We start from the raw sequence: 21854 nt of genomic DNA on the forward strand, positions 1-21854 counted from the left end.
AGCGCTCTCCGAGAGCATCGCCAAAAGCCTCGCGCGTGTCAACGCACGGTCGGGGTGAGGGCGGGACTTCCTCTGGCGGTGGGACGCGAGGGCTCAACCGTACGCGGACGGTGCGGAACGCACCGGCCCGCGCTCCGCACCGTCCACCACAACTGCCCGATTCCGCCTCGATAAGGGACATTCCCCCGCATCAAAGTTGCCCTCTGCACCGAAAGTGTCCGGGATGCGGACAACGACCTTGCTTGTTGACTGTATGCGAAATACGGTCTGCGATATTCCTTGATGACCCCCAGGTGGGAGGTAGGCCCCCGTGCGCCGAAAAGCGGTTGCCTTCGTGGCAGTTGCGCTGGTGTCACTCGTCTCGGGCTGCACGTCGCTGCAGTCCTCGGCAACCGAGGTCGGAGGCGTACGGAAAACCGATGAGCGGCCCGTACGTGACGGCGGGACGCTCACCGTCGCGCTCAACTCCGACCCGGACAAACTCGACCCCAGCCTTGCCCAGACCCTCGTGGGTCGCACTGTCTTCGCGGGCATGTGCGAGAAGCTGTACGACATCGACGAGAACGGCACTCTGGTGCCGCAGCTCGCCACGTCGCTCCCCGAGATCTCGGCGGACGGACTGACCGTCACCCTGCCCATCCGCAAGGGCGCGAAGTTCAGCGACGGCACCCCGCTCGACGCGGCGGCCGTGGTCACCTCCCTGCTGCGCCACCGCGACCTGCCCGGTTCCGCGCGCGCCACGGAGCTCGGCCCGGTCAAGAAGGCCGTGGCCGTCGGTTCGTCCACGGTGCGGATCACGCTCGACCACCCGTACACACCGCTCACCGGCGTCCTCGCCGACCGGGCCGGGATGGTGATGTCCCCGACCGCGCTGAAGAAGTACGGCAAGGACTTCACCAACCACCCGTCGTGCGTCGGCGCGTTCCGCTTCGTCGAGCGGGTCGGCGGCGACCGGATCGTGCTGGAGAAGGACCCGAACTACTACGCGGCGGACAAGGTCCACCTCGACAAGATCGTCTACAAGCCGATATCCGACGGCAACGTCCGCCTCGCCAACCTGCGTTCGGGCGACGTCCAGATCGGCGACCAGATGGGCCCGGTCGACGTGCAGAGCGCCCTCACCGAGCCGAACCTCCAGCTCTTCAACTCTCCCTCGCTGGGTTTCCAGGGCATCGGCGTCAACGTGGGGAACGTGAACGGTCTCGGCGAGAAGCCGGGGAAGATCGACACCCCGCTCGCCTCCGACGTACGCGTCCGCGAGGCCTTCGATCTCGCCATCGACCGCGACCTCCTCAACACCGTGGTCTTCCAGGGCATGTACGAACCGGCCTGCGGCCCCATCTCCCCGCAGTCCGGAATCGCCCCCGGGGTCAAGCCCGAGGACTGCCCCAAGCGCGATGTCGCCAAGGCCAAGCAGCTGCTGAAGGAGGCCGGGGTGAAGCTCCCGGTCAAGGTCGAGCTGAAGACCTCCACCACCCCCGAACAGGGCCGGGTGGGCCAGGTGCTCCAGGCCATGGTCAAGGAGGCGGGCTTCGAACTCTCCCTGCGTCCCACCGAGTACACGACCATGATCTCGGAGACCGACGAGGGTGACTACGACATCTTCACCAGCGGCTGGTCCGGCCGGCTCGACCCGGACGGCAACGTCTCCAACTTCCTGAAGACCGCGGGCGCCATGAACGCCTACGGCATCGGAGACCCGGACCTCGACAAGCTGATCGACGAGGGCCGCTCCATCTCCGACCCGGCCCGGCGCACCGAGATCTACGACGAGATCACCAAGCGCGTCCAGGACGACCACTCCATGATCTACCTCTACCGGCAGAAGAACTACGTCGTCGCCTCCAAGGACGTCGCGGGCATCCGCGTCTTCGGCGACGGACTGGTCCGGGTCACGAACGCGGGGTACATCCGTTGACGAAATTCCTGCTGACGCGCCTGCGCCAGTCGCTCATCACCCTGATCCTCGTGAGCATCGTGGTGTTCGCCGGTATCCGGGCGCTCCCCGGCGACCCGGCCCTCGCCCTCGCCGGCGAGGAACGCAGCCCCGAGGCGCTCGCCGCGATCCGTGAGGCGTACGGCCTCAACGACAACATCGTGGTCCAGTACGGCCGGTTCATCGGGCACGCCCTCACCGGGGACCTCGGCACCTCGTCGCGCACCGGCCTTCCGGTCTCCCAGGCCATCGGCCAGGCCCTCCCCGTCACCCTCGAACTCGCCGCGCTCTCGCTGCTGCTGGCGATCGTCATCGGTATCGGCGCGGGCGTGATCGCCGCCGTCCGGCGCGGCAAGCCGGAGGAGTGGCTGGCCAACGCCATCGCCCTGGTGGGTCTTTCGATCCCGACCTTCTGGCTCGGCATCGTGCTGGTGCTCGGATTCGCCATCGCCGTCCCGGTGTTCTCCGCCTCCGGTTACGTGCCCTTCGGCACCGATCCGCTCGACAACCTGCGCCGGATGGTGCTCCCCTCGATCGTCCTCGGTTCCGGCCTCGCCGCCGTGGTGATGCGCCAGACCCGCGGTGCGATGCTCGACTCGCTCTCCGCGGACTACGTCCGCACCGCCCGCGCCAAGGGGCTCTCCCGCCGCGCGGTCGTCGGTGGGCACGCCCTGCGCAACTCGCTGGTCACCGTCGTCACCGTGCTCGGCCTCCAGCTGGGCCACCTGATCTCCGGAGCCGTGGTCACCGAGCAGATCTTCGTGCTGCCGGGCTTCGGCAAGCTCACCATCGACGCCGTCTTCACCCGCGACTACGCCACGCTCCAGGCGGTGGTGCTCTGCACCTCCGCCGCGTACATCCTCATCAACCTGCTGGTCGACGTGGTCTATTCGGTCATCGACCCGCGCATCCGGCTCGGAGGTGCCAAGTGACCACCGCACTCGCCACCCCGGCGCAGGCCACCGTGCGGAAGGCGGGCGGCGGCAAGCTGCGCGCCCTGCGCAAGAACCGCCTCGCCCTGATCGGCGGCATCATCGCCGCCGTCTTCGTCCTCACGGCGCTCTTCGCGCCGCTGATCGCCCCGTACGACCCCGCGCAGCCGGACTTCACCAACGTCCTGGACGCGCCGAGCTGGTCGCACTGGCTGGGCACCGACGACCTCGGGCGCGACCAGCTCTCCCGGATCATCCACGGGACCCGTGCGTCCATGCAGGTCGGACTGCTCGCCGTGGTGCTCGCCTTCTTGATCGGCGTCCCGCTGGGCCTCGCGGCCGGCTACTACGGGCGCCTCACGGACAGCGTCGTCTCCCGGATCACCGACACGATGCTCGCCTTCCCGTTCCTGGTGCTGGCCGTCGGCCTCGCCGCGATCCTCGGCCCGTCGCTGACCAACGCCACGATCGCCATCGGCATCTCGCAGATCCCCGCGGTCATCCGCATCACCCGGGCGGAGACGCTGCGGCTGAAGCACGTCGACTACGTCGCGGCGGCGGTGGCCAACGGCGGCGGCGACGGCACGGTCCTGTTCCGGCACATCCTGCCCAACGCCACCTCGGCGCTCATCGTGCAGGCCACGGTCGGCATCCCCGCCGCGATCATCAGCGAGGCGCTGCTCAGCTTTCTCGGCCTCGGTGTACAGCCGCCCGCGCCCTCGCTCGGCGTGATGCTCTCCGGCGCCCAGTCCTTCCTCGCGCTCGCGCCGTGGCTGGCCGTCTTCCCGGGTCTGGCCATCGTCGCCGCGACGCTGGCGTTCAACCTGCTCGGCGACGGACTGCGTGACGTCCTCGACCCCCGCGGAGGCACCCGATGACCGAGACCCGTACCCCTCCCGCGCGGGAGACCGGCCCCGCCGGCGGCGAACCCGTGCTGAGCGTCCGCGATCTCACCGTCGCCTTCCCCTCGGAGTACCGCACGGTGCACGCCGTCGACGGGGTCTCCTTCGACCTGGCGCGCGGTGAAGTCCTCGCGCTGGTGGGCGAGTCGGGCTGCGGGAAGTCCGTGACGTCGATGGCGACCATGGGTCTGCTGCCGCCCACCGCGCGGATCGGCGGCTCGATCCGGCTGAACGGCCGCGAGCTGGTCGGCGCCCCCGAGAAGGAACTCCAGAAGATCCGGGGCAAGGACCTCGCGATGATCTTCCAGGAGCCGATGACCTCGCTGAACCCGGTCCTCACCATCGGCCGGCAGATCGGTGAGGTGATCCGCAGGCACCAGGGTCTGGGCCGCAAGGAAGCCAAGGCGCGCGCGGTCGAACTGCTGGCCCTGGTGGGCATTCCCGCCCCGCACCGCAGGGTCGACGAGTACCCGCACCAGCTCTCCGGCGGCATGCGCCAGCGCGTGATGATCGCCATCGCCGTCGCCTGCGACCCGTCGGTGCTGATCGCCGACGAGCCGACGACCGCGCTCGACGTGACCGTGCAGGCGGGCATCCTGGATGTGCTCCAGTCGCTGCGCGACCGCCTCGGCACCGCGATCGTCCTGGTCACCCACGACCTGGGCGTGGTGGCCGACGCGGCCGACCGCGTGCTGGTGATGTACGCCGGCCGTCCGGCCGAACAGGCACCGGTGCACGACCTGTTCGCCGGTGCCCGGCACCCGTACTCCCGGGGTCTGCTGGGCGCGGTGCTCCGGCCCGGCGGCGAGGGCAAGCGCAGGCTGCCCGAGATCCCCGGCATGGTGCCGAACCTCGACACCCGGCCCGACGCCTGCACGTTCGCGCCCCGGTGCGCCCGTGCCGACGACACCTGCACCGGCAAGCGGCCCGGTTTCACCCCCGTCGCTCCCCCAGTCGGCCTCTCCGACGGCCTCTCCGACGGTACGGACGCCTCCCACCGGGCGGCCTGCTGGCACCCCTTCGCCGCGGACGAGACCTCCACCCCCGTGCCGGCCGGCGCCGCGCGCCCCGACCAGGAGACCGGACAGTGACCACTCCGCAGACCGTCCCCGCACCCCGCGCGAGCGGCGGGGACCCCTCGGGCCCGCAGCGCCCGGTGCTCGAAATCACCTCTTTGGAACGGCACTTCGGCGCGTCCGGCGGCGGTACCGTACGGGCCGTGGACGGTGTCTCGATCACCATCGGGCACGGTGAGGTCGTCGGCCTCGTCGGCGAGTCCGGCAGTGGCAAGTCGACCGTCGGCCGCTGCGCGGTGCGCCTCGACGAGCCGACCGGCGGCACGGTCGAGATCAACGGCACCGACGTGACCCACATGTCCCGCCGTGCCCTGCGCCCGCTGCGCAAGGACTTCCACCTGGTGTTCCAGGACCCGTCGTCCTCGCTGGACCCGCGTATGACGATCGGTCAGATCATCGGCGAGCCGCTGCGGTTGCACGGGATCGCACGCGGCGAGGCGGTACGGACCCGGGTCGAGCAGCTCCTCGCCCAGGTGGGGCTGCGCCCGGAGCACGCCGACCGGCACCCGCACGAGCTCTCCGGCGGTCAGCGCCAGCGCATCTCCATCGCCCGCGCGCTCTCCTGCGACCCCGACCTGGTGGTGGCGGACGAGCCGACCTCGGCGCTCGACGTGTCCGTGCAGGCCTCGGTGCTCAACCTGCTGGCCGACCTCCAGCGCGACCGCGGCTTCGGCTGCCTCTTCATCACCCACGACCTGGCGGCCGTGGAGTTCCTCGCGGACCGCATCGCCGTCATGTACCTGGGGAAGATCGTCGAACAGGCCCCGACGGCCGAGCTGTTCGCCTCGCCGAAGCACCCGTACACCCAGGCGCTGCTGTCCGCGGCGCCCGTACCGGACCCGGTCGACCAGCGTTCGCGCAAGCGGATCGTGCTGAACGGCGAGCTCCCCAGCCCGCTCGACCCGCCGTCCGGCTGCCACTTCCACACCCGGTGCCCGCTGGCCACCGACCGGTGCCGCACGGAGGCGCCCGCGCTGCGCGAGCTCCCCGGTGGCCGGCAGGTCTCCTGCCACCTGGTCGCGGACGACGGTACGTCCCCGGACGCCGCCGCGGACGTACCCGCTCCTGGGACGGCCCCGGGGGCGGCCACGGAGACCCCGTAGCCACCCCCGTATCCTCCGCGCACCACTACTCGAACACCGCATCCGCATCCGTACGCGCACCCGCATGCAGCAGCAAGGAGCCGCATCCATGTTCACCACCCGCCCGACCCTCCAGGGCACCTTCGGCATGGTGTCCTCCACCCACTGGCTCGCCTCGCAGTCCGCCATGGCGGTCCTGGAGAGCGGCGGCAACGCCTTCGACGGCGCCGTCGCCGCGGGCTTCGTCCTGCACGTGGTCGAGCCCCACCTCAACGGCCCGGCCGGCGAGGTGCCGATCATCCTGGCGCCGAAGGACGGCGACGTGCGGGTGCTGTGCGGCCAGGGGCCCGCCCCCGCCGGGGCGAGCGCCGCCCACTACCGTTCCCTCGGCCTGGAGCTGGTGCCCGGCACCGGCCCGCTGGCCGCCGCCGTCCCCGGCGCGTTCGACGCCTGGATGGTGCTGCTGCGCGACCACGGCACCCGGACCCTCGCCGAGGTGCTGCGGTACGCGATCGGATACGCCGAGGACGGCCACGCACCCGTCGAGCGCGTCGGCCAGACCGTCGAGACGGTCCGGGAACTCTTCGAGAACGAGTGGAAGTCCTCCGCCGAGGTCTACCTCGCCGACGGCACCTCCCCGCAGCCGGGCAAGCTGTTCCGCAACCCCGCGCTCGCCGCCACCTGGCGCCGGCTCGTCGACGAGGCCGAGAAGGCCGGCGGCGAGGACCGCGTCGCGCAGATCGAGGCCGCCCGGACCATCTGGCGCGAGGGCTTCATCGCGGAAGCGATGGTCCGGCAGGCCGCCCGGCCCACCATGGACACCACCGGTACCCGCCACACCGGCACGCTGACCGCCGCCGACCTGGCCGGCTGGTCCGCGACGTACGAGGCCCCCGCCACGTACGAATGGAACGGCTGGACCCTCGCCAAGGCCGCCGGCTGGAGCCAGGGCCCCGCCTTCCTCCAGCAGCTCGCCCTGCTCCCCGAGGAGCTGCCCGCGTACAGCTCCGCCGAGTACGTGCACCTGCTCGTCGAGGGCTGCAAGCTCGCCATGGCCGACCGTGAGGCCTGGTACGGGGACGCCGCCGAGGTGCCCCTCGGGACCCTGCTCTCCCCCGCGTACAACGCCGAGCGCCGCGTCCTGATCACCGACCGCGCCTCGCGGGAGCTGCGTCCGGGCAGCCCCGACGGCCGCACCCCGGTCCTCAGCGCCCACGCCCACGCGGTCGCCGCCGGTGAGCCGGGCTTCGACGCCATGGGCCTGGCCGCCGCGGGCGTCGGGGAGCCGACCGTCGCGAAGGACGGCGCCACCCGTGGCGACACCTGCCACGTCGACGTCGTCGACCGGTGGGGCAACATGATCTCGGCGACCCCGAGCGGCGGCTGGCTCCAGTCCAACCCCGTCATACCGGAGCTGGGCTTCCCGCTCGGGACCCGGCTGCAGATGGCCTGGCTGGACGAGGGCCTGCCCAACACCCTCACGCCCGGCCGCCGCCCCCGCACCACCCTCACCCCGTCCCTCGCCCTGCGCGACGGCGTCCCGGTGCTGGCCTTCGGCACCCCCGGCGGCGACCAGCAGGACCAGTGGCAGGTCCACTTCTTCCTGGCGGCCGTGCTGCGCGACCGGGTGCGCGGTGGACTCGACCTGCAGGGCGCCATCGACGCCCCCAACTGGCACAACGACAGCTTCCCGGGCTCGTTCTACCCGCGCGGCATGCGCCCCGGCAGCGTCACCGTCGAGGAGGGCATGGACCCGGAGGTCGTGGAGGAGCTGCGCCGCCGGGGCCACGACGTCACGGTCGGCAACGCCTGGTCGGAGGGCCGGCTCTGCGCGGTCGCCCGCGACCCCGAGACGGGCGTACTGTCCGCCGCCGCCAACCCGCGCGGCATGCAGGGATACGCGGTCGGCCGCTGATCACGCACCCTGCGGCACTGCTCGAAGGCCCGCCCGGGAACTCCCCGGCCGGGCCTTCGGCGTATCCGGGCTCCGGAGGCGGCCGGGGGGCGGGGCGTCCGGGGTGTCCGGGGTGTCGGGGGTGTCGGGGGTGTCGGGGGCAGGGCTCTCCCGCTCAGCGAAGACCGCGCTTCTCGCGTTCGGCCTCGGTCAGCTCCTCCATGAGCTTCTCCGGGTCCACCCGGTACTCGGCCTCGACGAGGGACTCGTAGTCCGAGGTGCTCAACGGCAGGCCGAATGAGCCGAGTTCGGCTGCCAGTAGGGTGAACGCGATGCGCTCGTCGGGCTCGTCCCGGTAGCTCGCCCGCTCGGCGGCGACCCCCTCGGTCAGGGTGCGGCCGACCATGGTCCAGAAGGTGAACTCGGTGTCGAGCTCCATGGGTTGCCAGCCACGGTCCGCGGGTTCGCCCGGGTGCAGCCAGTAGCCGACCCACCCCTTTCCGCCCTTCGCCACGAGCTTGACGTACCTGGCCATCTCCGCGGCCGCGGCGTTGACGGCCCGCATCTCCGGGTCCGCCAGTTCCTTCTCGCCCAGATAGCTGGTGTCCAGGAGCGGGTGGACCTCTCCCGCCTCGAAGAAATCGAGGCCGAGAACGCGGGCAAGGTCGGCGCGGCCTTCCCATTGCGCCACCAGGAGCACGCGCAGATCGTCGGGTATCGGGCGGCCGTCCAGCCGCTCGCGGGAGAACTCGGCGAACCGTTCCTCGTACATGCGCTCTCTCCGGGGTCGAACCAGGATCCTCACGCCAACGTAACAGCGGGGTCCGACAAGAGGCCGGGTACGCCGACGGCTGCCGGACACCCGCGTGAGCCGCGGCGCCCGCCATTCGGCTTTCCGGTACGGAAACGCCCCTCAGTGCGACGCGAGGCGCTCCACCAGACCGATTCCGCGCGCCAGCAACTCCCGCTCTTCCTCGGTCAGTTCCGCATCGATGGCCCGCGCGAGCCAGTCGGCCCTGCGCTCCCGCTCCTCCTCCAGGAGCGCCCGCCCCGCATCCGAGAGATCGACCAGGCTCTTGCGGCCGTCGGTCGGGTGCGCGCGGCGCGTGATCAACCCCTGCTCCATGAGCAGCCCGACGGCTCGCGCCATGGACTGCGGACGCACCCGCTGACCCGTCGCGAGCTCACTGGTCGTCATGGCGCCGTTGCGGTCCAGCTCGCCGAGCACGGCCACCTGGCCGAGCGGCATCTGGTCTTCGAGCTTCACGCGCCTGGTGAGCTTTCCCATCGCTGTGCGCAGTTCGGCGGCGACGGCGGCGGATTCCGGGAGGGGCATACCGCACTTTATCGCAGGACACGAACGCCCTTCCGCACAGCGGAACCACTCGGCACAACTATTCAGCAGAACTGTTCAGCACGACTGCCCAGCAGAACTGTTCAGCGACACTGCACAGCATTGCTGTAGAGTCTTGCTCGCCGGGTTCAGCGCCACCGTTGTCGCAGCAGGCCCCGGCGTGGACCAACGGGAAGGACTCCTCCCATGACCGCCATCACTTCCGTCACCGGCCGCCGGGTGCTGGACAGCCGCGGCAACCCCACCGTCGAGGTGGACGTGCTCCTGGCGGACGGCTCCCTCGGCCGGGCCGCAGTGCCCTCCGGCGCCTCCACCGGCGCCCGCGAGGCTGTCGAACTCCGCGACGGCGACCCGGCCCGCTGGCACGGCAAGGGCGTCGACCGTGCGGTGCACCACGTCAACACGGAGCTTGCCGCCGTCGCCGTCGGCCGCGACGCCGAGGACCAGGCCGGCCTCGACGCCGCCCTCGTCGCCACGGACGGCACCGCCACCAAGGCCCGGCTCGGGGCGAACGCCATCCTCGGCATCTCCCTGGCCAACGCCAAGGCCGCGGCGGCCGCCCACCGCCTGCCGCTGTACCGGTACCTCGGCGGGTCGGACGCCCGGCTGCTGCCCGTACCGATGATGAACATCGTCAACGGGGGCGCACACGCGGACAATCCGCTGGACTTCCAGGAGTTCATGATCGTGCCGGTCGGTGCCGCCTCGTTCGCCGAGGCCGTCCGGATGGGCTCGGAGGTCTTCCACACCCTGCGCCGCGACCTGCTCGCCGCCGGGCACTCCACGGGCGTGGGCGACGAGGGCGGTTTCGCACCCTCCCTGCGTACGGCCGAGGAGGCTCTGGACTTCGTGGTGGCCGCCGTCGAGCGCACCGGGTACCGCCCCGGTGCGGACATCGCCCTGGCCATGGACCCGGCGTCGTCCGAGTTCTTCCGTGACGGCGCCTACGACTACGCCGGGGAGGGCGTACGGCGCACGCCGGGCGAAAACGCCGACTACCTCGCCGAGTTGATCGATGCCTACCCCGTCGTGTCGATCGAGGACCCGATGGCCGAGGACGACCTGGAGGGCTGGCGCGACCTCACCGCGCGGGTCGGGTCGCGCTGCCAGCTCACCGGGGACGACGTGTTCTGCACCAACGAGTCACTGCTGCGCGAGGGAATCGCCTCCGGCGTCGCCAACTCGGTTCTGGTGAAGGTCAACCAGATCGGCACCCTGACGGAGACGCTGGCCACGGTCGACACCGCCCACCGCGCGGGCTACACCGTCGTCATGTCGCACCGGTCGGGCGAGACCGAGGACACCACGATCGCCGACCTGGCGGTGGCCACGGGCTGCGGGCAGATCAAGACGGGGTCGCTGTCCCGCTCCGACCGCACCGCCAAGTACAACCAACTCATCCGGATCGAGGAGGAGTTGGGCGAGGGCGCACGGTACGCGGGTGCTGAGGCGCTCCGCCGCTGAAGGCCGTCCGGGCCGGGTTCACCCGTACGCCCCCGGGCCTCACGTACGCAGCACCCGGGAGAGGTAGGCCGACAGCTCCGGTACGGCGTCCGGCCCGAGGCGCAGGGCGAGGTACCCGTCCGGGCGGACCAGGAAGCCGGTGGGCCCATCGGTGCGGTACATGCGACGGAACTCCGCCCCGCTGTCGCTCCATACGGGGACCCGGGTGTTCCCGTCCACCCGCCCGCCGGAGCCGAGTACCGCGACGATGGGCACCCGGCCGTGCGTACGCCGGGACATCTCGGCGACGGCTCCGCCGAACCGGTCCAGCGCCGCGGTGTCAGGGCCGTACAGCACCAGGGTGTGGTCCGGTCCGCGCCGCAGCAGGTCGAACAGTCGCACCGGGTACGTCGCGAGGGGGCCGACGAGCCCTCCGCAGTCCGGTGCGCGGTCGCCGGAGTCGGGGGCGTCGCTCACCCCGGAGAGCGCTCCGGTGAGCGGGCCGTCCCGGTAGCCGACGAGGAGTTGGGCCTCGCGCATCATGACGTGGGCCGGGTCGGCGGAACCTGCCTGCACTCCGCCGCCGGTGGCGTGCCGTACGGTGCGGCCGACGACCTCCTCCCCCACCGGTCTGCGCTCGGCGTCGTAGCTCTCCAGCAGAGCGGGCGCGGTGAGGCCCGCCGTCGCCAGGGCCAGTTTCCAGGCGAGGTTGACCGCGTCCTGGATGCCGGTGTTCATGCCCTGGGCGCCGGTCGGCGGGTGGATGTGCGCGGCGTCACCGGCGACGAACACCCGGCCCTCGCCGTACCGGTCCACGATGCGGTGGCTGATGCGGAACACGGACGACCAGCGCATCTGAGAGACGGTGGCGGGTTCGGGCGCGAGCCGGTCCACGACCGCCTGGATGTGGGCCAGTTCGGGGTGCGGACCCTCCTGCGCTCCGTGGGCTATGCGGCCCGGCGGGCCGGCCGCCGTGGAGAGTTCGGGCGGCACCAGCATCGACATCCGGTAGCGCGAGCGGCCCGGCAGCGGGATGCAGATGAGCAGGTCGTCGGGGATGCCGTCGTCGCCGAGGTGCGTCGAGCGGACGCTGTACCCGGGGGGCATGCTCCAGTCGGTCTCCACGTCCGCGAGCATGTACTCCTCGGCGAGCGCGCCGCCCTCGAAGGTGAGCCCGAGCCCTTTGCGGACCGCGCTGTGAGCCCCGTCGCACCCGACGAGGTAGCGGGACCTGATGTCCCGGGTCGCGCCGGAAGCGGTCAGGACGGTGCTCCACACACCGCCGTCGTCCTGGACGAAGGTGACCAGTTCGGTGCCGCGCTCGACGTGGGTGCCGTGCCGTTCCAGGTGTTCGGTGAGGATCCGCTCGGTCTCGTACTGGGGCAGCGCGGCGAACGTGTACGGCACGTCCGGCGGCAGTTCCAGGTCGATACGGCCCCGCTCCTCGCCGTTGACGTACGCGAGCTGGCCGCGCATCGGGACGGCGGCGTCCAGGGCGTCGTCGATCACTCCCGCGCGGTCCCACAGCTCGAAGGTCCGTGGCTGGATTCCGACCGCCTTCGCGTGCGGAACCGGGGCCCGCAGCCTGTCGATCACCCGGCACGCGACGCCTCGTCGGCGCAGCTCCAGTGCGGCTGTCAGCCCGACCGGTCCCGCGCCCACGATCAGCACATCGGTGCGCACCACGGTCTCTCCCGTCCCACGAAGGCCCCCGGGGGTCCGTTCCATCGTCGCCCCGGCGTGGCGCCCGGGCGACTCGTGGACCGCTGCGGGCACCGGGCGCGGTACGGAGCGCTGTGGACCGAACCTGTGAGTAGCGGCCGCGCAGGAACGCGGGTCCGGGCCGGTACGTTCCCGTGGTCAAGGCCCGCAGTACGACGGAGGGAATCCCCCGGCATGAGCACGACCCAGGAACACGCACCGCAGGAACACGCACCACAGGAACGCCCGATCCCCGAACGCGCGGCCCAGGAACTCGGGACGCCGGAACTCCGGACGTCGGAGCGAGGACCTCAGGGGCAGGGGCTCCGGCCCGGGAGACGTGCCGTGGTGGTCGCGGTGGGCGCGGCCGGGGCGGTGGCGGCCCTCACCGCGTGCGGAGCGTCCGGTACGTCGGACGGGGCGGACGGCTCCAGCGACTCCGCCGACTCCGGCGCGAAGAGCGGCACGGTCCTCGGCAGCACCGGTGACGTCCCTGAGGGCGGCGGCAAGGTGTTCGCGGAGCAGGGGGTCGTGGTGACCCAGCCGACCGCCGGGCAGTTCAAGGCCTTCTCCGCCACCTGTACCCACCAGGGCTGCGCGGTGAGCGGGGTGACCGACGGCGCGATCACCTGCCCGTGCCACCAGTCCACCTTCGATCCGGCGACGGGCGAGCCGACGGGTGGTCCGGCGACCGTCGCCCTGCCCTCGAAGCGGATCACGGTCGCGGACGGATCGATCACGCTGGCCTGAGAAGGGCCGGGGAAGGGCCGCGGAAGGGCCAGGGAAAACCGGGAGGGTCTCCTCGGAAGGGTCGGTCCCCGGCATTGCGCGGCGGCGCCGGGGACCCGATGATCCTGGGATCGGACGATCCCGCTGGGACGACGGGAAGGTGAGGGTGCCCCATGGCCGCCGCTCAACGACGAGGCCGCCGGATCATGATGACCGACGAGGAGCGCGACGCCTATCTGAGCGCGCAGCGCACCTGCCGGGTGGCCACCGTCGGCGCGGACGGCCAACCGCACGTCGGGGCACTGTGGTTCGTGTGGGACGGCACCTCGATCTGGCTCCACTCGCTGACCCGCAGCCTGCGTTGGGCACACCTGCGCCAGAATCCTCGGACGGCGGTGGTCGTCGACGACGGTGAGGAGTACGGGGAGTTGCGCGGCGTCGAGCTGCGGGGCGAGGCCGTCCTCGTGGGCGAGGCTCCGCGCACGGGCGAGCCGTGCCCCGAACTCACTGCCGTGGAGAGCCTGTTCCCGATGAAGTACTTCGGGATCGACGCCATGCCGCACGACGGCCGGCACGCCTGGCTGCGGCTCACCCCGGAAACCGTCGTCTCCTGGGACTTCCACAAGCTGGCGGGCCTCAGCTGACCACCGCCGGACCCCGGCCCGGTCCCGCCCGGACCGCTCAGCCGTAGCTGATCGGCCGGGCGGGGCCGGCCGCCTCCGCGACCGCGTCGGCGAGTGGGCCAATCTCGGCCAGGGTCAGCGGCGACACGGTGATGCGCACCCCCTGGGGGGCGTCCGTCCGGAACCTCGCCCCGGGCGCCACCGCCCATCCGGCGTGCAAGAGCCGGGTCACGGCGCCGGTCTCGTCGCTGACCGGCACCCAGACGTTCATCCCGCTGCGGCCGTACGCGACGACTCCCCGTTCGGCGAGCGCCGTGACGAGCGCCGAGCGGCGTTCCCCGTACGACCGGGCGACCGAGGGCGTGTCGACGGCGCCCGCGCTCCAGAGATGGACCACGGCGCGCTGGAGCAGTCTGCTCACCCACCCGGGTCCCAGTCGCTGCCGCCCTGCCACCCGGTCCGTGGTGATCGGGTCCCCGGTGAGCGCCGCGACCCGCAGGTCCGGCCCGTACGCCTTGGACACCGACCGGACGACCACCCAGTGGCGGGTCGTTCCGGCCAGCGGGTGCAGTGGCAGGTCGACGAAGGCGTGTCCGTGGTCGTCCTCCAGGAGCAGGACGTCGGGGTGGGCGGCGAGCAGGGCGCGCAGCTCCCGCGCCCGCCGCTCGCCGATCGCGGCGCCGGTCGGGTTCTGTGCGCGGGCGGTGACGACGAGCGCCCGGACGCCCGCGCGCAGAGCCCGCTCCACGGCGGCGGGTACGGGGCCGTCCTCGTCGACCCCGATCGGTACGGTGCGCAGTCCGATCGCCGGCACCAGGTCCAACAGGCTTCCCCAGCCCGGGTCTTCGAGGCCGACCGCGTCCCCGGCCCTGAGGTGGGCCGCCAGTACCCGCTCGATGGCGTCCAGCGAGCCGGAGGTGACGACGACCTGCCCCTCGGGGACGCCGTCGGCGGCGAAGGCCGCGCGCGCGAGGGCTCCGAACTCGGGCAGTGCCGGCAACTCACCGTACATGCCGGGGTTTTCACCGTACGCCCGGACCGCCTCCGCGAAGGCGTCGGTCAGTTGGGGCAGCAGCGCGGGGTCCGGGTTCCCCTTGCCCACGTCCCGCACCCCCGGGGGCGCCTCGACGCGCAGTGAGCCGCGCGCGGTGGTGGCGGGGCGCGGGCGTACCCGGCTGCCCCGGCGGCCGTCCGTCTCGATGACCCCGCGTTCGCGCAGGGTGCGGTAGGCGGCCGCGACCGTATTGGGATTGACCTCCAGCCGCACCGCCAACTCCCTCATGGGAGGCAGAAGTTGTCCGGGCGCGAGCTCGCCCGAGCCCACCCCTCGCTCCACGCTCGCGGCAATGTCCGCCGCGCGCCCGCCCGTGATCATGTACTCTCCTAGCACAAACAGCATTATGCACTAGTGCAATGGAGGACGCAATGTCGGAGACCGTCGCGCCCGTCGACCCCCAGGCCGCCGAGGCCGCCCGGGCCGGGGACCACGCCCCCTACGCGGCGACCGGGCGCACCATCCCCACCCGGTCCAAGGAGCGGGCCTCCTACGACCCCGAGGTCGTGCACCCGATACTCGACGGCTCGTACCTCTGCCACCTCGGCTTCGTCCGCGACGGCGCCCCGGTGGTACTGCCGACGCTGTACGCCCGGGTCGGCCGGCGGCTGTACATCCACGGCTCGACCGGCTCCCGGCCGCTGCGGATGGCGAACAGCACGGACCCCGGTCTGCCGGTCTGCCTGACCGTCACCCAGGTCGACGGACTGGTCCTGGCACGCTCCGCCTTCCACCACTCGATCAACTACCGCTCGGTGGTCGCGCACGGCATCGCCCACACCGTGACGGACCCCGAGGAGCGGCGGATGGCGCTCGACGCGATCGTGGACCAGGTCGTCGCGGGCCGGTCCCAGGACTCGCGGCCGGCCGACGCCAAGGAACTCGCCGCCACCGCGGTGATCCGGCTGGACCTGGAGGAGGTCTCCGCGAAGCTGCGCACCGGCGGACCCAACGACGTCCCCGAGGACCTCGCGCTGCCGTACTGGGCGGGCGTGGTGCCGGTCGCCCGGACGTACGGCGAACCGATCCCGTCCGCCGACCTCGACCCGTCGATCCCTCTCCCGGAGTACCTCGTGGCGCACTGAGCCGCACACGGGACCCCGTGCGCAGGATCCCGTAGCGGGGAAACCCTGCACGCGGGGAAACCGTGCACGCGGGAAACCGTGCACGCGCGGAGCCGAACCCCGGCGCGGCTCCGCGCGTACGCCCTGCCGGAGGGGGCAACAGCACCGGCGGCGCCGCCGTTCGCCCCTACTCCTCGCGCGCGGCGGGCCGCCGGGCGATCTCGGTCTTCACCGTCTCGTACAACTCGTCCGGGGTGAAGCCGAGGTCGTGCAGGATCCGTGCGGCCGGGCTTCCCTCGACGCGGATCAGGCCCAGCAGCGTGTGTTCCGTACCGACCCAGTCGTTGCCGAGCTCGGCCGACGCGCGGATCGCCTGCTCGATGGCCTCCTTGCTCTCCGGCAGGAAGGCGATGTGCCCGCGCTGCGTCTTCTGCCCGGCCGGCTGGATCACCACGTCGATCGCGTCGCGGACGCGCTGCTCCGACCCGGCTTTCGCCGTCAGCACCTCGTGGGCCAGGCCCCGCGGCTCACCCAGCAGCCCGAGCAGGATGTGTTCGGTGCCGATGAACTCGTGCTTGTGCGTACGGGCGGCCTCCTGCGCCAGCACGATGCTGTGCCGGTTCAGATTGGTGTACCGCTCGAACGGGTTGGGGGTGTGGCGCTGCTGGGCGGCCTGCTTGGTCACCCCGATGGCGGTACCGATCTCGGTCCACGACGCGCCGCCCTGCTTGGCCTTGCCGACGTAGTGGTCGATGAGCTGCTCACCGAGGTCGGACAGGGTCTGCGCACGGAGGTGCGCCTCGCTGATACGGGCCAGGGGGTCGACGTCGGGGAGTTCCTGGTCGAGACGGGCGATCAGGTCGGCGAGGCTGATGTTGAGTGGCGTCATGCGTCAAGCGTAGGTTGACGCCTCCCGATCGTCAATCCGTAATTGACGCTCATTCGGGTACGTCGTCGGCACGAGTCGCGCGACAAGGGCGCGTCCGGTGACGGCGAACGGGCCGACCGCCGCCGGACGACGAGCGCGGCCGGTGACGGCGAACAGCCCCGTGACCGCCGGACGACAGAACGATCCGTGACGGCGAGCGGCCCCACGGCCGTCAGGCGGACGCCGCCCCGCCGGTGGTACGCATACGGTCGGCACTCTCCCCCGCCGCGCCCGGCACGCCGGGATCGGCCGGCCCCGAGGCCACCGGTCCCGAGGCCACCGGTCCCGAGGCCACCGGTCCCGACGGGGCTTTCGGGGCCGAGGACTGCGCGATGTAGGCGCCGGCCAGGACGACGAGCCCGCCGACCAGCTGGGGTCCGGACAGGTGCTCGCCGAGCAGCACCCACGCGAGCACGGTCGCCACCACCGCCTCCAGGCACGCGACGACCCCGGCGACCTGCGGGGAGAGCAGCCGTACGGAGACCACGCCGGTCAGGTAGGCGAGCACGGTCGCCAGCAGCACGACCCAGGCCAGCAGGAGCCAGGCCGGGACCGCGTGGCCGTTCATCCGGGTGGTGGAGCCGAGCACCGACCAGTCCATGCCCCAGGGGCGGGCGACCAGGGTGAGCAGCACCGTGCCGACCAGCAGCCCGTACGCGATGACCCCCACGGGGTTCGGCGGTTCGCGACGCGCCTCGCCGCCCTTCCGGCCCGCGACGGGCGCATCCGGGTCGGACAGGACGAAGTAGCCGACCTGGCAGCAGGCCGCCCCCAGGGCGAGCAGCAGGCCGAGGGGGTCGAAGCGCAGCCCGGACCAGACCTCGACGACGCAGGCGAGACCTGCCGCCGCGAGCAGAACCCCGAGGGCGGCGGCGCGGGTGACCGGCCGGCGCCGCACGAACCGGACCCAGCCCAGCACGAGGGCGGGCGCGAGGTATTCGACGAGGAGGGCCACACCCACCGGGATACGGGAGAGCGCGGCGAAGTAGCAGGCCTGGACACCCGCGACGGCGAACAGCCCGAAGCCGGCCAGCAGCGCGGGCCGCTCCCACAGCAGGTTCCGGTGCCGCCAGGCGGCGGGGGACAACACGAGCGCCGCGCCCGCAACCCTGAGCCACACCACGTGCAGCGGATCGAGGCCCGCCTCGATGAGCGGCTTCGCCGCCACCCCCGAGCCACCGAACGCGAACGCCGAGGCCAGGGCGAGTCCCAGACCGGCATTTCTCCCCTGAGACGCCTGCATCGGCACATCATGTCAGGCGCGACCGACCCAGTCACCCCTGTCGCGCTCTCTCCGGGACGGAACGGCGAGGGACCGGACGGACCGCGTCCAGGGGCCGTTTCCACTCGCTGCCGTCGCAAGGCTGGTTGGTGGGGAAAGGCCAAGGGGGTAAAGGCCGTTGCGGGCTCGGCCGAGCTTCGTGGGTGGTCCGGCCGGTAGCATCGCGCGCATGTGGATGGGATTGGATGCGGTCGACTGGGCCGGGCTGAAGCACAACTACGGGTCTGCCGAGGATGTACCCGGCCTGCTCCGCCGATGCGGGGGCTCGAATCCGGACGACGCGGACGATGCCTCGTCCGAGCTGTTCAACCTGCTTTTCCACCAAGGTGGCTGGGTCTGCTCCGCTGCCTCGGCCGCACTGCCCTTCGTGCTCCGCCTGGCCGCGACACCGCAAGTGCCGAGCCGCTGCGCGATGCTGGAACTGGTGGCCATGCTGGCGGCGGAGGCCGGTCGGATCGAAGCCCGGTTCCTGGATCCCGGCTGGGCGCCGGCGTGGACACAGGCCCTGCCCGACTTGTTGGGCCTGCTGGACGATCCCGAGCCGGAGATCCGGCGGGCCGCAGCCGACGTGCTCGCCTCCTGTGACAGCCCGGGTGAGTTGGTTCTGCCCGGGCTGCTGCGGTCCTGGGAGACGGAGGGTGATCCGGCAACCCGCCTTGAGCTGGTCCTCTCACTGGGCCAGGCGGCCGTGCGCGCGCCGGTCGGCAGACATGGCGCTGAGGTCGTCGACCTGCTCCGTGATCTGCTCGACTCTCCACAGGCTCAGATACGCCTGGCAGCGGTGCACGCGCTCGCCCCGAACGACCCGGGCCTGCCTGCCGAGCGGCTCGACCTCATCCTCGAAGCCGTCCGGGCCCCCACTGTCGAACTGTGGCGCCACACCAGCTCGGTGCAGACCGGGGTACTGGGCGTCCAGCACTGGGCTGCTGGTCTGACAACCGGCCCCGACCCCGCCTTCACGCTCGGCCTGCTGGCAGACCATCACGACGACGAACAGCGGATCGGTGCCCTGGCCCAGGCGGGCAGGCTGCTGTCCCAGTGGCGCTCACCGACCGCCGCGCTTTTGCCACGTGTCGTCGCGCGGCTGGACGATCCCACCCCCGAAGCCCGCTTCCGGGCGGCCGAGCTGCTGGCCTGCCTCGGCCCGGCGGCGGCCGCCCACGCCGACGAGGTCGCCACGCACCTCTCCGACCCCTCCACCCGCACCACACGCAAACGGGAGACCGTCGGCGAGGCCGCCCTGTGGGCCCTGGCCCGGATGAACGATCCGCGCTGCCTGCCGGGCCTGATCGAACTGATCGCCGGCGCACCCTCCGGCTTCGCATCGGCATCCGCCCACTACCCCGCTACGGACCTGCACCATGCCGTCCTCCCCGCACTCGATGAGGTGCTGGGTCACCTTCCGGACCACGCCGAGCAGCTCCTTCCGTCGATCTGCGGCCGGCTCGACACCGCTACGGACGACCGCCTGCTCAACCGTCTCTGCGAGGGACTCGCGGACTGGGGGCCCGCGGCAGCGGCAGCGGTTCCACAGCTGCTCGGCCTCCTGGAGGACGACCGAACCTGGACGGCGGCGGCGAAGGCCCTGGCAGGGATCGGTACGGCGGGGATCGGTCCGGCGGGGGTCGGCGCACGGGACCTGCTCCTGTCCCGATCGCGGGACGCCGGACCGCACGCGGAACTCGCGGCTTGGGCGTACTGGAGAGTCGGCGGCGAACCCGGGCCGGCCCTGGAGGTAATCGGACGCAGCGTCGAGGAGCGAGGGGTCCGCCATCCCTCCCTGCGTAAGCTCGCCGGCTTCGGACCGCATGCCGCCCTCTACGCGGACCGCCTCAGGGCGATGACAGGCGACACCGACCCCTGGACTCGCGTCGAGGCAGCACATGCCCTGTGGGCTGTGACCGGCGACGCCGAGACCGCGGTCCCCGTGCTGGCGACGGCCGTGCTGGATCTGGCCAACGGCACCTACCTGCCCGTCATGCTCCCCGCACTGGACCACTTGGCCGAGCTCGGGCAGGCGGCCCAGCCTGTCGCAGACCTCTTGCGCGACGTGCCCGCCCGTGACCAGCGACTGCGTACCAGCGGTGGCTGGCGCGGCTTCGTCCAGGACGAGAACGTCCGCACCGCCGTCAGTGAGCTGCTCAGTGCTTCTGGCCAATCCGCATGAGGTGTCCATGCGGGCCCTGGCCGGTCCGTGGCATCTACAGACACGGCCCAGCCGCACCGATGCGACCGCGGCTCGCCCCGTTCAGCCCCAGCAGCCCCAGCAGCCCCAGCAGCCCACACGATCACCGCCTGACCACGCGGCTGTGACAAGAAGCCGGCGAGGCGCCCGAGGCCGACGACGGCCGATACCCACAGCGCTCGACCTTCGATGAGACGGGACAGCCTCCCTCGGTCCTCCGCTCTCACCCTGTCGGGGAACCTGGTCCGCCGAGATCAGACCGTAGAGGTATGCTCAAGTACCCCTGTAGTGCGACGTGTTGGGGGCATCCGGAGACCTAGCGTCGGCTGCATGACCACCAGACGTCGCAGAGCCGCTGCAGCCACCCTGCTCACCCTCGCCCTGTCCGTCCCGCTCCTGGGCGCCGCACCCGCCGCCTCCGCCCAGGGCGCGCAGACTCCCTCCCGGGTTCCGTACACGAGCGGGTTGGCCTTGCCGCTTCCCACCGGTCCGTACTCGGTGGGCCGCCGCACCCTGCACTTGGTCGACAGGCATCGCACTGACCCGTGGGTGCCGACGGCGGGGAACCGGGAGCTGATGGTGTCAGTGTCCTACCCAGCGCGGGGAATGAGCGGTTCCCCAGCGGAATACATGACCGATGACGAGGCGCAGCTGCTGCTGGAGGCCAGAGGGCTCGGCGGCGTGGTGCCCGCCGCAACGGTTGCAGGGGCGCGTACTCGTGCTCAGGTAGGTGCACTACCGGCGCTGGAGCGTTTCCCCTTGGTGCTGCTCTCTCCGGGATTCTCGATGCCGCGCAGCACGCTCACGTCGGTTGCCGACGATCTTGCGAGTCGCGGCTATGTCGTTGCCTCCGTGGACCACGCGTACGAATCCGTTGGTACGGCCTTTCCTGGGGGCCGAATGCTGACCTGTGTGGCCTGCGAGCAGGTCGACACGCCCGAGGAGCAGGCAGCCGTCGTGCGCGGCCGGGCCAAGGACATGTCCTTCGTGATCGACGAGCTGACGAGGGGCCGACAGGCGGGGGCGCTGTCCCGCGCGATCGACCCGAGCCGGATCGGTATCGCGGGGCATTCGATAGGGGGCGCGAGCGCCGCAGCAACCATGGCCGCCGATCACCGTGTGCGGGCCGGGGTCGACCTGGACGGTGACTTCTTCCTGCACCCTGCTGCTGCGGGGCTCGGCGGGCGCCCGTTCATGATGCTCGGCGCCGAGTCCACGCACAGCCCCGACAGTGAGAACACTGACTGGTCTGAGGCATGGAAGCACCTGAACGGCTGGAAACGCTGGCTGACGGTGACCGGCGCTGAGCATTTTTCCTTCACCGATCTGCCCTACCTGGCTGGCCAGTTGGGTCTGTCGGACCCCGCCGTGCCGCTCTCCGGAGAACGCGGCTGGTACATAACCCGTGACTATGTGGCAGCCTTTTTCGACCTTCACCTGCGGGGCATACCGCAGCCGATCCTCGACGGGCCCGTGGCCGCGCATCCCGAGGTCGTACTCCAGCAGCCGCGAGGCGACTGAGAAGGACCCGTCCATGTGAACTTTGACCGATCTCACGGGAGTTGACCGGTACCTGCTCTACGTTCGCGCTGTTCGGGGCGAGAGGGGGCGGGCGGTGGCGACACCTGAATGGGCATTCGGTGACGAGGCGCATTCGGCGTTTGACCTG

18 protein-coding genes are annotated in these 21854 nt (G+C 71.8%); 12 read left to right on the forward strand and 6 right to left on the reverse strand.

What is annotated here, in order from left to right:
* Window positions 1–334 precede the first annotated feature (334 nt).
* The 6 genes from OG599_RS04095 to OG599_RS04120 all read left to right on the forward strand — a co-directional run bounded on the left by OG599_RS04095 (window position 335) and on the right by OG599_RS04120 (window position 7843).
* Window positions 335–1918 (forward strand): ABC transporter substrate-binding protein, encoded by a 1584-nt coding sequence (locus tag OG599_RS04095; protein ID WP_327174566.1) that lies wholly within the window; start codon window positions 335–337, stop codon window positions 1916–1918.
* A complete protein-coding gene (locus OG599_RS04100; RefSeq protein ID WP_327174567.1) occupies window positions 1915–2868 on the forward strand; it encodes an ABC transporter permease in 954 nt (317 codons plus the stop codon). The genes OG599_RS04095 and OG599_RS04100 overlap by 4 nt, the downstream gene beginning before the upstream one ends.
* Window positions 2865–3746, forward strand: a complete 882-nt coding sequence (locus OG599_RS04105; protein ID WP_442809375.1) for an ABC transporter permease — start codon at window positions 2865–2867, stop codon at window positions 3744–3746. The genes OG599_RS04100 and OG599_RS04105 overlap by 4 nt, the downstream gene beginning before the upstream one ends.
* Window positions 3743–4861, forward strand: a complete 1119-nt coding sequence (locus OG599_RS04110) for an ABC transporter ATP-binding protein (protein WP_327174568.1) — start codon at window positions 3743–3745, stop codon at window positions 4859–4861. The genes OG599_RS04105 and OG599_RS04110 overlap by 4 nt, the downstream gene beginning before the upstream one ends.
* A gap of 65 nt (window positions 4862–4926) precedes the next feature.
* Complete coding sequence (locus OG599_RS04115) at window positions 4927–5949, forward strand: ABC transporter ATP-binding protein (RefSeq protein WP_327179915.1); 1023 nt, start codon at window positions 4927–4929, stop codon at window positions 5947–5949.
* An 88-nt stretch (window positions 5950–6037) separates the two neighbouring features.
* Window positions 6038–7843 (forward strand): gamma-glutamyltransferase family protein, encoded by a 1806-nt coding sequence (locus tag OG599_RS04120; RefSeq protein ID WP_327174569.1) that lies wholly within the window; start codon window positions 6038–6040, stop codon window positions 7841–7843.
* A gap of 154 nt (window positions 7844–7997) precedes the next feature.
* On the opposite strand, the gene OG599_RS04125 is transcribed toward OG599_RS04120, so the two are convergent.
* Window positions 7998–8594 carry a hypothetical protein gene (locus OG599_RS04125; RefSeq protein ID WP_327174570.1) on the reverse strand — a complete coding sequence of 199 codons (597 nt, stop codon included), beginning with the start codon at window positions 8592–8594 and terminating at the stop codon, window positions 7998–8000.
* A gap of 141 nt (window positions 8595–8735) precedes the next feature.
* Window positions 8736–9158, reverse strand: a complete 423-nt coding sequence (locus OG599_RS04130; protein ID WP_327174571.1) for a MarR family winged helix-turn-helix transcriptional regulator — start codon at window positions 9156–9158, stop codon at window positions 8736–8738.
* 204 nt (window positions 9159–9362) lie between these two features.
* Here OG599_RS04130 and eno point away from each other — a divergent pair, with 204 nt between their 5' ends.
* Window positions 9363–10640: a phosphopyruvate hydratase gene (eno, locus tag OG599_RS04135; RefSeq protein ID WP_327174572.1), complete on the forward strand. Its 1278-nt coding sequence runs from the start codon at window positions 9363–9365 to the stop codon at window positions 10638–10640.
* Between the two features lie 39 nt (window positions 10641–10679).
* On the opposite strand, the gene OG599_RS04140 is transcribed toward eno, so the two are convergent.
* Window positions 10680–12347, reverse strand: coding sequence for an FAD-dependent monooxygenase (locus OG599_RS04140; RefSeq protein ID WP_327174573.1), 1668 nt, complete (start codon window positions 12345–12347; stop codon window positions 10680–10682).
* Between the two features lie 168 nt (window positions 12348–12515).
* Between OG599_RS04140 and OG599_RS04145 the strand changes: the two genes are divergently transcribed.
* On the forward strand, window positions 12516–13070 hold the full coding sequence (locus tag OG599_RS04145) for a Rieske (2Fe-2S) protein (RefSeq protein ID WP_327174574.1): 555 nt from the start codon (window positions 12516–12518) through the stop codon (window positions 13068–13070).
* A gap of 152 nt (window positions 13071–13222) precedes the next feature.
* A complete protein-coding gene (locus OG599_RS04150; protein ID WP_327174575.1) occupies window positions 13223–13693 on the forward strand; it encodes a pyridoxamine 5'-phosphate oxidase family protein in 471 nt (156 codons plus the stop codon).
* Between the two features lie 37 nt (window positions 13694–13730).
* Here OG599_RS04150 and OG599_RS04155 read toward each other — a convergent pair whose 3' ends face one another.
* On the reverse strand, window positions 13731–15062 hold the full coding sequence (locus tag OG599_RS04155; RefSeq protein WP_327174576.1) for an aminotransferase class I/II-fold pyridoxal phosphate-dependent enzyme: 1332 nt from the start codon (window positions 15060–15062) through the stop codon (window positions 13731–13733).
* Window positions 15063–15097: 35 nt separating this feature from the next.
* Here OG599_RS04155 and OG599_RS04160 point away from each other — a divergent pair, with 35 nt between their 5' ends.
* A complete protein-coding gene (locus OG599_RS04160; RefSeq protein ID WP_327174577.1) occupies window positions 15098–15811 on the forward strand; it encodes a pyridoxamine 5'-phosphate oxidase family protein in 714 nt (237 codons plus the stop codon).
* Between the two features lie 166 nt (window positions 15812–15977).
* Here the strand turns inward: OG599_RS04160 and OG599_RS04165 are convergent, their stop codons facing one another.
* Window positions 15978–16679 (reverse strand): Clp protease N-terminal domain-containing protein, encoded by a 702-nt coding sequence (locus OG599_RS04165; protein WP_327174578.1) that lies wholly within the window; start codon window positions 16677–16679, stop codon window positions 15978–15980.
* Window positions 16680–16890: 211 nt separating this feature from the next.
* Window positions 16891–17961 (reverse strand): EamA family transporter, encoded by a 1071-nt coding sequence (locus tag OG599_RS04170; RefSeq protein ID WP_327174579.1) that lies wholly within the window; start codon window positions 17959–17961, stop codon window positions 16891–16893.
* 214 nt (window positions 17962–18175) lie between these two features.
* On the opposite strand from OG599_RS04170, the gene OG599_RS04175 reads away from it, so the two are divergent.
* Window positions 18176–20167: a HEAT repeat domain-containing protein gene (locus tag OG599_RS04175; protein ID WP_327174580.1), complete on the forward strand. Its 1992-nt coding sequence runs from the start codon at window positions 18176–18178 to the stop codon at window positions 20165–20167.
* A 348-nt stretch (window positions 20168–20515) separates the two neighbouring features.
* Window positions 20516–21706 carry an alpha/beta hydrolase family protein gene (locus OG599_RS04180; RefSeq protein WP_327174581.1) on the forward strand — a complete coding sequence of 397 codons (1191 nt, stop codon included), beginning with the start codon at window positions 20516–20518 and terminating at the stop codon, window positions 21704–21706.
* Window positions 21707–21854 lie beyond the last annotated feature (148 nt).

It is taken from the genome of Streptomyces sp. NBC_01335 (assembly GCF_035953295.1).
In the GTDB taxonomy this organism is placed as follows: Bacteria; Actinomycetota; Actinomycetes; order Streptomycetales; family Streptomycetaceae; genus Streptomyces.

Excerpts from the sequence above, each read along its gene's own strand:
- OG599_RS04110 (WP_327174568.1), top strand. The coding sequence starts at position 3,743 with ATGACCGAGACCCGTACCCCTCCCGCGCGGGAGACCGGCCCCGCCGGC.
- OG599_RS04120 (WP_327174569.1), top strand. The coding sequence starts at position 6,038 with ATGTTCACCACCCGCCCGACCCTCCAGGGCACCTTCGGCATGGTGTCC.
- OG599_RS04125 (WP_327174570.1), bottom strand. The coding sequence starts at position 8,594 with ATGTACGAGGAACGGTTCGCCGAGTTCTCCCGCGAGCGGCTGGACGGC.
- OG599_RS04130 (WP_327174571.1), bottom strand. The coding sequence starts at position 9,158 with ATGCCCCTCCCGGAATCCGCCGCCGTCGCCGCCGAACTGCGCACAGCG.
- eno (WP_327174572.1), top strand. The coding sequence starts at position 9,363 with ATGACCGCCATCACTTCCGTCACCGGCCGCCGGGTGCTGGACAGCCGC.
- OG599_RS04140 (WP_327174573.1), bottom strand. The coding sequence starts at position 12,347 with ATGGAACGGACCCCCGGGGGCCTTCGTGGGACGGGAGAGACCGTGGTG.
- OG599_RS04145 (WP_327174574.1), top strand. The coding sequence starts at position 12,516 with ATGAGCACGACCCAGGAACACGCACCGCAGGAACACGCACCACAGGAA.
- OG599_RS04150 (WP_327174575.1), top strand. The coding sequence starts at position 13,223 with ATGGCCGCCGCTCAACGACGAGGCCGCCGGATCATGATGACCGACGAG.
- OG599_RS04160 (WP_327174577.1), top strand. The coding sequence starts at position 15,098 with ATGTCGGAGACCGTCGCGCCCGTCGACCCCCAGGCCGCCGAGGCCGCC.
- OG599_RS04165 (WP_327174578.1), bottom strand. The coding sequence starts at position 16,679 with ATGACGCCACTCAACATCAGCCTCGCCGACCTGATCGCCCGTCTCGAC.
- OG599_RS04170 (WP_327174579.1), bottom strand. The coding sequence starts at position 17,961 with ATGCAGGCGTCTCAGGGGAGAAATGCCGGTCTGGGACTCGCCCTGGCC.
- OG599_RS04175 (WP_327174580.1), top strand. The coding sequence starts at position 18,176 with ATGGGATTGGATGCGGTCGACTGGGCCGGGCTGAAGCACAACTACGGG.
- OG599_RS04180 (WP_327174581.1), top strand. The coding sequence starts at position 20,516 with ATGACCACCAGACGTCGCAGAGCCGCTGCAGCCACCCTGCTCACCCTC.